The organism is Verrucomicrobiales bacterium (genome assembly GCA_016793885.1).
Taxonomy (GTDB): Bacteria; Verrucomicrobiota; Verrucomicrobiia; order Limisphaerales; family UBA11320; genus UBA11320.
Genome location: JAEUHE010000049.1, coordinates 1 through 11877 on the forward strand (window position 1 = coordinate 1; position 11877 = coordinate 11877).

The 11877-nt window shown below is 58.8% G+C and carries 9 protein-coding genes; 6 read left to right on the forward strand and 3 right to left on the reverse strand.

Annotation, left to right across the window (positions count from 1 at the left end; genetic code table 11):
• Nucleotides 1-617: 617 nt before the first annotated feature.
• On the reverse strand, nt 618-1754 hold the full coding sequence (locus JNN07_06695) for an Lrp/AsnC family transcriptional regulator (protein ID MBL9167413.1): 1137 nt from the start codon (nt 1752-1754) through the stop codon (nt 618-620).
• Nucleotides 1755-2027: 273 nt separating this feature from the next.
• On the opposite strand from JNN07_06695, the gene JNN07_06700 reads away from it, so the two are divergent.
• The 5 genes from JNN07_06700 (at nt 2028) to JNN07_06720 (ending at nt 8117) form a co-directional block, all read left to right on the forward strand.
• A complete protein-coding gene (locus tag JNN07_06700; protein ID MBL9167414.1) occupies nt 2028-2807 on the forward strand; it encodes an endonuclease/exonuclease/phosphatase family protein in 780 nt (259 codons plus the stop codon).
• Nucleotides 2804-3457, forward strand: coding sequence for a site-2 protease family protein (locus JNN07_06705; GenBank protein MBL9167415.1), 654 nt, complete (start codon nt 2804-2806; stop codon nt 3455-3457). Before JNN07_06700 ends, JNN07_06705 begins: the two co-directional genes overlap by 4 nt.
• 26 nt (nt 3458-3483) lie before the next feature.
• Entirely contained in the window at nt 3484-5310 is a 1827-nt protein-coding gene (locus JNN07_06710) for a hypothetical protein (GenBank protein ID MBL9167416.1), read from the forward strand.
• Nucleotides 5311-5313: 3 nt separating this feature from the next.
• On the forward strand, nt 5314-5994 hold the full coding sequence (locus tag JNN07_06715) for an exopolysaccharide biosynthesis protein (protein MBL9167417.1): 681 nt from the start codon (nt 5314-5316) through the stop codon (nt 5992-5994).
• 872 nt (nt 5995-6866) lie between these two features.
• Nucleotides 6867-8117, forward strand: coding sequence for a hypothetical protein (locus JNN07_06720; GenBank protein ID MBL9167418.1), 1251 nt, complete (start codon nt 6867-6869; stop codon nt 8115-8117).
• Between the two features lie 78 nt (nt 8118-8195).
• On the opposite strand, the gene JNN07_06725 is transcribed toward JNN07_06720, so the two are convergent.
• Nucleotides 8196-8582, reverse strand: coding sequence for a rhodanese-like domain-containing protein (locus tag JNN07_06725; protein ID MBL9167419.1), 387 nt, complete (start codon nt 8580-8582; stop codon nt 8196-8198).
• 211 nt (nt 8583-8793) lie between these two features.
• On the opposite strand from JNN07_06725, the gene thiH reads away from it, so the two are divergent.
• Complete coding sequence (thiH, locus tag JNN07_06730; GenBank protein MBL9167420.1) at nt 8794-10020, forward strand: 2-iminoacetate synthase ThiH; 1227 nt, start codon at nt 8794-8796, stop codon at nt 10018-10020.
• Nucleotides 10021-10200: 180 nt separating this feature from the next.
• Here thiH and JNN07_06735 read toward each other — a convergent pair whose 3' ends face one another.
• Nucleotides 10201-11517, reverse strand: coding sequence for an IS110 family transposase (locus JNN07_06735; protein ID MBL9167421.1), 1317 nt, complete (start codon nt 11515-11517; stop codon nt 10201-10203).
• Between the last annotated feature and the right edge of the window lie 360 nt (nt 11518-11877).

An 11877-nucleotide genomic window follows, 5' to 3' on the forward strand; every position in this document is an offset into this window, starting at 1 on the left:
GACCAACTCGATGAACGTACGTTCATCGAGTTGGTCGTCGAGGGGACAAGTGCATGAGCTCTTTGCCGTACGGAGTCGTTTGATGTTCGGCTGTCTGATTGGGGGGCGGGGCGGCACCCGGCTACGCCGGGAAGGCCAAAACGGCAGAGGGCTGCCGGAAATCGGAACTATAAACCTCGTCGGACCGCTTCACGGTCAACTCCAAATACGTCCAGCGCGTCGCGAAGCCGTTTTTGGTTCAGCCCTCCACCCCCTAGCTTGAGTAGCCCCGGCCGGGGCCACGACAAAGTCGGTGAACGTACGTTCATCGAGTTGGTCGTCGGGGGGAATAGCTCTGTCGCTCAGAGGGAATCCAGGCTCACGGGACGGAGGGGGGCTGGTGGCACGCCTTCCAGGGTGCTGGTGAAGGGGGATGCGAGACCGGGGGTGTCCCGCTGCGCTCCACTCCCCGGCTAATCTCTGTGAACCCTCCGGGTTCGGAAACATTACCGGCACCTAACACCTAGCACCTTCCGCCTTCGCCAGGGCTTCGGCGTGACATGGGCACCTGGCACCTGCCGAGTGACGAGTGACGAGTGACGAGTGACCTACCACCTACCACCTACCACCTACCACCTTCACACCCCCGCACGCATCGTGGCGGGATCGATGCCTTGCTTGCGGCACCAGTCTTCGTAGGCGAAAGGAGAGATTTCCGATGGCTTGATCTCGCTTCGACCACCCCAAAACACGTTCGTGTAGAGGATGGGGATGCCTTTGGTCTGGAGGTGTTGATCGATGGCCGCCTTGTGGGCGAGGACCAGATTTTTGTCGGTTCCGTGGGCGACGCCCATGACGTTGACATTCCGGAACTCGGGGCCGCCTTCGCGCCAGTAGGCGTGGGTCATGATGTGATGGCGTCCCACTTCTTGACCCGCTTCGATCTCACGGCCGGGAGGCACGGCCCAATGGAAGAGCGCGTTGAAACGCGTGACACGTTCACCGGAGGCGCTGGGTTTGACGTGCTCAAGGAACGTGGAAAAGCGCCCGATAATTTTGCGTCGGTCTAGGTCCTCTGCGACTTCGTAGAAGACGGGGAGAGGCACGCCCGCCTCCTGAGCGCGTGCTACCCACAGGTCAGGAGTGAATTCTTCCGGAGCGAACTCGCGCTTCAAGGCGACCAGGACCCGCCACTCGAGATCAGAAAGGGTTGCTACCTGGACCTCCACGGCCTCGGCCGGCTCATCGGCCTTGCTCCCGGGCTCCATGCCGCGGCGGCGAGTGTGGCCCACTCCCAGCGCGAACAGGCGTTTCGCCTGCATGATGCGAAAATGGGTCGCTCCGATCTTTTGGCGCAAGAATTCGCAATGCTTGGTCAGGGAGAAGCCTTGGGGCACTTTGAGCGTGGTCCAGAGCTTATAGGTGGATCCGTGGGTGGCGGCGTCCGTGGAGCGCGTGACTACATGTCCCGAGAACGGATCCTGCTGAAAGAGGTAATCGAAGCTGGCGTCGAGCTTGTCTTGGGAGACTTCCCAGGCCACCAACGCGCCGTCGGCGAGGTTGGTAGCCAGGAGCGTCTGTCGAACGCGGCGGATGGTTCCGGCGGTCAGCATGGCCTTGATCCGCTCCAGCACGGTTTCGGCCGGCACGCCGGATTGTTTGCTAATGGCTCCAATCGGGTCTCGTTGGAAGCCCTGAAGCTGATCCTCGGACACCGCCAGAATTGCGGCGTTGATGGGATCTTGAAAGTCGACGGGTGCCGTTGCGGTGCTCATATCTAAGGTCATATTAGGCAAGACTCTGTCCAATTCACCAATATTTTGTTCAGAGATCGGCGCTGCCGACCACACCCAATTTGCTGTTTTCTAGCCCTGCAGAACAAGCATTGCCTATTGTCCCGGGGCAGAATTACCCTGCAAGACGTGATTACCACGACGCTATTTCGTTGGACCTCGATGGTCCGGAGTGTCTTATGCCTGCTGGCTGTGGGTTTGGCATTTCTGGCAAAGAGTGCCGGCGCGGCCGACGCTCAATTGCCTATGAAGGTCATGACCTTCAATCTCCGGTATGCGAGTACTAACTCGCCGAATTCCTGGGCGGTGCGTCGGCCGGTGATGCGCGAGTGTCTTCAGCGGTATCAGCCTGACGTCATGGGAACTCAGGAAGGGCTTTATGCCCAACTCCTGGATTTGGCCAAGGACCTGCCCGCCTATGATTGGATCGGGACGGGGCGCGAAGGTGGAAGCCGCGGCGAGTTCGCAGCGGTTTTCTACAAAAAATCTCGATTCGAGCCTCTCTCCTACGATCACTTTTGGCTGTCCGATACCCCCACCGTCATCGCGTCGGCCACCTGGGGAAATAAGGTCGTCAGGATGGCAACGATGGTTGAGCTGCGGGAGCGTCGCAGCGGAGTTCGCTTTTATGTCTTCAATGTTCACCTCGATCACCAATCGCAGCCGGCGCGCGAACGGAGTGCCGAGCTGTTGCGGGATCGGATCGCGCGAATCCCCGAGCCGGCGCCGGTCCTTCTGATTGGCGACTTCAATGCGGGGCCTCCCGAAAATCGGACCTACCAGATCCTTGTGGAGCAGGGGATCTTGAAAGACTTCTGGCTGACGGCCGAACGGCGACGCAATGAGGGGTTCAGCACCTTTCACGATTTTGCCGGACCCAAGCCGGGCTCGTGGCGCATTGACTGGGTGATGGGTCGCGGTCAGTGGACCGCCCGTCAGGCGGAGGTGATCACCTACTCGCGACGAGGCCAGTATCCCAGTGACCACTTTCCGGTGATGGTAGACCTGACCCTTGGCGTGGACCACTCGCCATGACCGGGGAACTCCTTCAAAAGCTGTTGGTCAGCTACAGCGGATTCATTCTGCTGCTCACCTTGCATGAATTGGGGCATGCGTGGATGGCTATGAAGTGCGGGGACGATACTGCCAAAAAGCTGGGAAGAGTCTCTTTGAACCCAATCGTTCACATGGACTTAGTGGGCACCGTGATTCTCCCGTTGCTGATGCTGTATCTTTCCTACTCAGGATCCAGCTTTCGGGGCATGCTGGTGGGGTGGGCGAAGCCGGTACCGGTTGACCCGACGAAACTGAGAAGGCCAGGTTGGGATGATATTGCGATCGCAATGGCTGGACCACTGGTCAACTTGGTTTTGGCCGTGCTTCTGCTTGGGCTGGCTCGGGTGTTCCTAATCATCCACCTCCCCCAAGCGGCTCCGTATTGCAAGGAGTTTGCGCAGATCAGTTTGATTCTCTGTTTCTTCAATTTAATTCCGATTCCGCCGTTGGATGGATCCCACGTGCTGAGGGTGGTCACGGGAATGAGTCGAGAATTCTACGCTCGATTGGTGGGAGTGGGATTCATTGTGGTCATCCTGGTGATGCAGATTCCCGCCATGCAGCAGGCGCTGCACTCCGTTACTCGAGGTACTTATAAAGTCATGGCGAGCTGGTTTGGGTTGTTTTGAAGACTAATGGGGGTGGCTTAGTGAACATGGGCATTGTTCGATTCTTATGGAGACTCACTGGATGGGTCGGGGTGCTAGGGCTGCCTGTAGCCGGGTGGGCAGCTTTGGTCGCTCCGCTGCCGTCCTCCCGATTTGCAGTACGTCAACAGGCGGGCGGATGGTCGTTGGTGACTCCGGACTCCAACCCCTTTTTTTCCCTCGGCGTGTGCGTGCTGAGTTCCGGGCCTAACCGAGAGCAGTTTGATCCGGAAAATCCGGCGTATGCCTTCTGGCAGCACTACTCCAGTCCCGAACGCTGGGCCGACGACACTCTCAGCCGCCTCAAGTCCTGGAGGTTCACCACGGTTGGGGGATGGGGAGATCTGCCCATTCTACGAACATCGAAGGAGCAGACGCTTTACCTCACGCCGGTGCTCCACATGGGATCCACCGCCGGTGCTCCCTGGTGGGACATGTGGGATGCGCGGAACATCCGTCGGATGGAGTCCGTGGCTCGCGACCAAATCCTGCCGCTCAAGGGCGATTCCAGGGTGATGGGGTACTATAGCGACAACGAACTCGGATGGTGGAACGCGACCCTGTGGAAGATGACCCTGGAACAGCCACGGCACAGCGGACAACGGCAGCGCTTGATTGCACTCCTGCGTGAGTATTATCAGGAGGACTGGGCTCGGCTCATGGCTGATTTTACTCCTGAGAACGCCCAGGGGTGGCGGGAGCTTCAGCGAGGTGGGGCGTTGTTCATGAAGCCGGGTGGTCGGGGAATTCGTCCGATGCGGCAATTCCTGGGGCTGCTTGCGCATCGTTATTACGGACTCATGCGCGAGATCATTCTTCGCTTGGATCCCGGCGCGTTGTATCTGGGGGATCGCTACCAGTCGTTCTACTATCCGGAGGTAGCCGAGGCCTGCGGGCGTCACGTCGATGTCGTTTCATCCAACCTGAATGCCGCGTGGAACGACGGGACCTTTCCTCGCTTCCAGCTCGAAACGTTGCGCGACATTACCCGTAAGCCCATCCTGGTATCGGAGTTTTATATGGCCGCTCGGCAGAACCGTTCTCGGAATCGTAACGACCACGGGATCTATCCGGTTGTGGAGACGCAGTCTGAACGGGCCGCTGCCGCTGCGCGGACGTTGAACGATTTGGCTCAGCTCCCGTATGTCGTGGGAGCCGACTGGTTCCAATACGCCGATGAACCCAGCCACGGGCGTGCGGATGGAGAAAACTTCAACTTCGGATTGGTGGACATTCATAACCGCCCCTATGAGGAATTGACCGAGATGTTCTCCCGCTTTGACCCGGCCAAGGCTCGAGCCGAGGCAGCTCGTCGGCGGCCGGACGCACGAACGGGTGTGCCGATGGCTACCGAAGATCCCTTCGCGCGTTTTGTGCCTACCACCGCCCTGAAGCACTGGGATCGCGAGCGAGGTTTTATGCCGCCGGTCTCCGAACGTCCGGTAGCGGATCTTTACCTCTGTTGGACCACCAACGCCTTTTACCTGGGACTCTATGCTCTCGATATCGTGGAGGAGGCCTATTATCGTGGGGCGTCCATACCCAAGGAGGATCGTGCGTTGTGGTCGGTGAAGGTGAACGGACTGTCCGTGAAGTCGCGGCTGGGAGCCGGACGTCAAGCCTTGGTGAGCGTTCATGAGCCGCCCGTTCGGGTGGAGTGTTTGTCGGGGCTGAATCTCAACGTGCGCAATGTGGCAATCCTGGAGATCCCGGCGGCTTTGCTCGGGCGGGGGCAGTTGCGCTCGGGCGACCAGGTCGACCTTTCGGTGGAGCTGTTAACGCATGCGCGCGCGTATCGGGTGGAATGGCGGGGGGCAATGATTCTCAAGGACTGAACGATGAAACGACCCCGTCACAACCGTCGACATCGGCAGGGCACTCATTCACCCAATGGACAGAAGCCGCCTCACCTGCGCTTTTCTGAGGAGTTGCAGCAGCTCACTCAAACGTTTGAAGGGCGTCCGGTGCAGGTGGGCGAGATCTTGCTGGCCACCAAGGGACGAGGGTTTCATCTGTTGCTCGTGTGCATAGCACTCCCATTCGTGACCCCGATTCCACTTCCGGGCTTCTCCATCCCTTTCGGAGTGGCGGTGGCGCTGATCGGTGGGCGCATGGCCTTAGGACAGAAACCTTGGTTGCCCCAGCGACTGTTGGACTATCAGCTGCCTCCGCAGTTTTTGGGCAAGCTTCTGGCTTCGGCTAGTCGAGTGGTTCGGTGGATCGAGTATCTTCTGCGGCCTCGGCTCACGTTCATGCAGGAGCGAGTTGTGTTCCGTCGCGTGGCGGGCCTGCTGATCGCCATCTCGGGACTCTATCTGATCATTCCGCTTCCCATTCCGTTTAGCAACTCGCTTCCGGCTTGGACGGTTTTGCTGCTGGCTGCCGGGGCGTTGGAGCGGGATGGGTTGTTCTTCGTTGGGGGATGCGTCTCGTTTGTTCTCACGACCGGCTACTTTATTCTGCTGGCGACGGGGGCGTCGCACCTGTTGGCCAAGTTCCCCAATTTCTGGCCGTTTTGAGAATCCGAATGACGTGCGAAAGGGTGGGGCTTTGTGGAGCGCGGAGACATGTCTCCGCACTCCAAAACGCCACCCCGCTACGTACGTCATTGGAGAGCCGGAACGCCCTATGGACCGCGGTGGCACGACACCGCTGTTCCTTCACGCCGCCTCATCCCCTCCAACCCACCCATCTACCAAGGACGCCCTCCAGTCACTCCGTCGCGCGCAGGAAAAGCGGAGACATGTCTCCGCACTCCATAACGCCACCCCGCTACGTACGTCATTGGAGAGCCTGACCGCCCTATGGACCGCGGTGGCACGACACCGCTGTTCCTTCATGCCGCCTCATCCCCTCCAACCCACCCATCTACCAAGGACGTCCTCCAGTCACTCCGTTGCGCGCAGGAAAAGCGGAGACGTGTCTCCGCACTCCATAACGCCACCCCGCTACGTAAGTCATTGGAGAGCCGGAACGCCCTATGGACCGCGGTGTAGTGCCCTCATCTTTACGCCCAATCATGCGGACTAAACGGTCTGGGCAGTACGTCAGTTCCTCACCTTGGTGTGAGGGAGCCCAAACCCGCAGGGTTCAAAGAGATTTAGCTGGGGGTGCTCGCACCCCCGGAACTGTTAAAAGTACGGAGCATCGCGTACCGATGCCACCGGCTGCTGAGACTTCGGTCACTCCTTCTCACGCAACCTAATCCGTTCGTCATTCCCTTCGCCGATCGGTGGCACACCTCTCAGGGTGCTGTTCAATAGGGGGGCGATAGACCGGGGGTGTCGCTGCGCTCCACGCCCCGGCTAATCTCTTTGAACCCTCCGGGTTCTCGGCGCCCGCAGCGAAGTCTTGTTCCTCGGAGGGTCGATCCTCTACGATGGCCCCCATCATGTGGTGTGGCACCATTCTGTTCATGGCAGCGCTGGGGTTGAGCGTCCTCTCCGCTCGAGCGGAGGAGGATGACTGGGATATCAACGAGGCTCCTCACTTTTATCAGAAACGCGTCCCTTCGGATCGGATCACTCGGATGAAAGTGGCTTTAGAATCGGGACAGGTTGCCTTGGATGTCAGCTCTGAGAAGGCGTTCTTGGTGAGTTTGCTGAAACACCTCGAGATTCCTCTCAGTTCTCAGTTGCTGGTGTTCTCCACAACGAGCCTGCAGCTCAGCCGAATTTCCCCGTCGAGCCCTCGGGCGATCTATTTTTCTGACGAGATCTACGTGGGATACGTTCCCGGGGGACGAATCGAGGTTGTCGCCTTGGATCCAGAACTCGGGGGAATTTTCTATATCTTTGATATCCCCTCCGCTCAAAAGCCGATACGCCTGGAGCGATCGGACCGGTGCATGAACTGCCATGCGGGCAGCGAGACTGGGTATGTGCCAGGTTTGGCGCTGAAGTCAGTCATGCCCGGTCCATCGGGTGGCAGCCTGACCGCTTATCGGATCGATCTCACGGGCCACGACATTCCGCTGTCTGAGCGGTTGGGCGGATGGCATGTCACGGGCCAGGGAAGCTTCACAAACCACCACGGCAATCTGACTGGAGCGCTGGTTGCGGGAGTCGTGCAAACGGTCCCCAACTTGCCGGGCGCGCGCTTCTCATGGGATCGTTACCCGGTGGCTTCCAGCGATCTGCTGGCCCATTTGATTCTCGAGCACCAGGCGGGATTTGTGAATCGCGTGCTGGGTGCCTCGTATCGAACGAGGAGTTGGCTTCACGCTGGGCAGGGCCGGTTGTCGCCCAGCCAGGAAGCTGAGCTGGATCGTCAGGCCCGCTCGTTGGTGCGGTATTTGTTGTTTGCCGAGGAGGCTCCGCTGCCGAGCGGGGGCGTGGAGGGTGATGCCGCGTTCAAGGCCGCTTTCCTACAAGATCGAAAAACGGCGACCCCGGCCGGGGAGTCTCTGAAGGACCTAGATCTCCAGACGAAGCTTTTCAAGCATCGCTGCAGCTTTATGATTTACACTCCTATTTTTTCGGGGCTGCCGGCCGTAATGAAGCAGCGGGTCTACGCGAACCTGAAGCGTGCGTTGGATTCGGCGGGGCAAGCGGGTGATTTTGCTTATCTGGGAGCCGAGGAGAGCCGCACGATTCGTCGTATTCTGAAAGGGACCCTGGCGGAGTTGCCCCGGGATTGGTAGGACGCACCAAAAACCCCGATCCGAGCAGGCTCGAATCGGGGTTGGAGAGTTCTGCTTCCCAAAGCGGGAAGTGTCAGCTTAGCTGCCCTTCTCGGTCTTTTCTCCGGAGGTCATCCAGCCGGCGATACCAGCTGAGAGATGCTTCACGTTTTTGTAGCCGAGCTTTTCAGCAGCCTTGGCGGCGGCTTGGTAGGCTTTGCACTTCGGTCCGCCGCAATACGCGACGACCAGGGCCTTCTTGTCCTTCGGCAGGACTTTGGCGAGGGACCCCTTGTTGGCTTCGAAATCGATGGCAGTGGGGATGTGAGCTTTGCCGAACGATTCGGATCCGTTCACATCAATGACGACCACTTTCTTGGCTTCGATGGCCGCTTTCAGTTCGGAGATGCTGATGTCCGGAAATTCACCAGCGGAGGCAGTCATGGCCAGGAACACGGTGGCCAACAGGGCGATTAGGTTTTTCATGATAGATCGGTATCTGGACGCGTTGTTGTGGGGGCGGCCTTAGTATGCTCGGTTTCCCGGATGGGATCGGCGATGCGGGCATCCCCGTTTTACGGCTCAATCGACGCCGCAAAGTGATGTTTGATTCAAATCTTGGGCTATGGGAAGCCAAAAATGGGTAGGGGGTGAATCCCCTGCTTGTCGGATTGGGGGGCTTTGCTAGGGTGGCGGGGTGACTTTCGTCCAAGAATTCAACCGACTGCCATTGGAGGCGCTGGGAGCTCGTGCTCGGACCGCTTCGCTCGCAGCCGTGGATATGGTGCTCGCCAAGCAAACCCTCACGTTGGAGGACTTTGCGACGCTGCTCTCGCCAACGGCTCAGGAGCGCCTCGAGACGCTCGGACGCCGGTCGCAATCGCTGACCCGCCAACGGTTTGGGAAAGTCATTCGGCTGTTTGCCCCGCTGTATCTGTCCAACGAGTGCATCAACAACTGCCAGTATTGCGGATTCTCACGGGACAACCCGATCTTGCGGGTGACGCTGACCGATGCGGATCTTCGTCGGGAAGCGGATGCCTTGGTGGAGCAGGGGTTTCGCAATGTCCTGCTGGTGGCAGGGGAGCATCCGAAGTTTGTGTCCAACGGATACATGGCCGCCAGCGTTCGAACGATGCGCGAGTTTTTCCCCAGCGTGTCGCTGGAAATCGGACCCATGGAGACGGCCGACTATGTCCCGTTGGTGGAGGCGGGTTCCGAGGGGTTGGTGGTTTACCAGGAGACCTACGATCGCACGGTCTATGCCGCCATGCATACGGCTGGGCCCAAGCGCGATTTCGATTGGCGGTTGGAAACGCCTGAAAGGGCTTATGCGGCCGGGTTCCGTCGATTGGGGATCGGGGCCTTGTTTGGGTTGAGCGATTGGCGTCTGGAGGCCTTGTCGGTCGCGGCGCATGCTCAGTATCTCCTCAGGCACTGCTGGAAAGCTCAGCTCACCATCTCGCTTCCCCGTCTGCGCCCGTGCGCGGGCTCCTTTACGCCCCTCTCGGTGCTGGCCGATCGGGAGTTGGTTCAGTTGATGTGCGCGCTCCGCCTGTTTTTACCCGACGTTGGCTTGGTACTTTCAACGCGCGAACCGGCGCGACTACGGGATGGGTTAATCCCGCTGGGAGTGACATTGATCAGCGCGGGCAGTCACACCGAACCAGGTGGCTATACCGGCGCCGGCAAAGAGCGGATTCACTACACGGAGAAAGGCCGCATGATGCCGTTGGCGGAGGGCGCTAGTGAGTGGGATGCCACCGAAGATCGATCGACCAACGCGACCGGACAGTTCGATATTGCGGATCATCGGTCGCCCGCTGAAATGGCGGAGCGGCTCCGAGCGATGGGGTATGAGCCCGTTTGGAAGGATTGGGATACGGCGCTAGCAGGAACCACCGCCGACGGTGGTTCCTGCTAGGAGGCACTGCGTGCTGGGAGACTGCAGCCATGAACCTGGTGGAAAGGGAGCGAGGCGGGACCTCTATGGAGCGCGGTGGCACGACCTAAGCATTACCCACAAGTTCTTCGACCAAATGTTAGAATCCCAAAGGGATTCCGGCTCAAAGCCCAGACATCTGAGTTACTCCGGCAAGGGTTTTTAGTTTTTTTGTTCACCGGAAAGTGAGTTCGATTGGAGCGTTGGCGCCGATGTTTTTGGCCCACGCTTTTTCAAGAGTGCGGCCTCGTACCGGGCTTCGTCATAGGGCTGACGATCTTGCCACATTCGCCACACAATACGCTGCCACTTGTAGGCGAGCTTTCGGATGGCCTCCTGGTGAGAAATGTTGTGCTTTCGGTACTCATTGTAAAGATCACGAGCCCACGGGCAGAAGCGGATGGAGCAGTTGGCGAATTCGTGCCAGCTCTGGCGCAGGAATTTGGGACAACTCCAACGGATGTGAACCCACTTGGATTTTCCGCTCTGTTCGGTAACCGGAGCGATGCCTGTAAGGCAGCTAACCTCGACGGCACTGGAGAAGCGGCCCCGGTCGGTCCCGAGGGAAACCAGGAGACGAGGAGCTAAACTCGGCCCGGCCCCTGGCAGACTCTCGAAGATGGGAGCGTCGGGATGGGCGGCAAAGAGTTCGGCTATCTGGTCGTCGTGCTTTTCGATGAAGGGGTGAAGCGCGGCCAACTGAGAGGCCAGGGTCTGAATTGCCAGACTATGAGCGGCCACCAGTGCGGCGTCGGTGGTCAGCGCGACTGCGTTTTTGACCAGTTCCAAACGCTCGGCAATGAGCTCCTCGGAGCGACTGTTATGGCCATAGTAAAACTTGCGTAAGTTGCTGGGACTGACTTTCTTCACCATCGAAAGCGATGGCCATTGTTTGAGAAAGTCAGCCGCCATGGGGCTGGTGAGATTCCCACCCACCAAGTCGATAGCCTGTGGGAAAATCATCTTAAGATGAGCCAGCAATCGGTTGGTCAGCTCCGTGCGGGAATCGACGAAACCGCGGCGTTGCTCGTTCAAAATCGCCATTTGACGGGTCTCGACCGTATCGGGTTGCCAAGGGCGCAGGTGGTCTCGGTGCTTGAGGAGGAACTCCAAGAGCAGGTCGGCGTCGCCCAAGTCGTCTTTGGGACGACTGGGATAGAGTGCTTCCCGAAAGCGCGCCAAACTTTTGGGATTCACTGGAAAAACCACGATATGTTCGTACTGAGTGAGCCCGGCCAAAAGAGGGCCTCGACTCTGCTCGAGGGCGATAGCTATCTTCTGATTGGCAAAACGCGTGCGCAACGTGTTGAGCCATTGAGCCAAAGCCTCGGGAGTTTGTTGCAGAGTGAATCGCTCGATCACCTTGCCATTGGCGGCGCGTAGGCTCAGAGCATGTTCTTCATCCCCCCAGTCCACGCCAACGAAGGCGCCAAATTCCGTGACGGGTGGTAGGTTCGCTAGTTCGTTTGATTTGTTCATCTTCAAATATTTCGGTTGAGTGTGTTCGCAGTCACGGACACGCTGACTTGGACTCAGCGAAGGCCTTATAGCAGAGACATTCTGAGTGTCGGCATCTGAGTATTCGTTTTGAGTTCAAGCGCCGCGCTGGAGCGAAACTCTGGGCTAACTCTTCGCATGAGAAGGGTTGATTGTTCGTCTTCCAGCGCGGCGTGGCCGCGGGTCCCCGTGGACCCGCGGCAAATTGTTCACAGATCTCAGGGTCGCGTCGCGCAAAGTTATTCACAATTGGCTGCGGGGAGCTGGAGGGCTCTCCTCGCCAATCATGAATAACTTTGGAGGGACTATAAGGGTTGCGAGGAACGAGCTACCCTGGGAAAA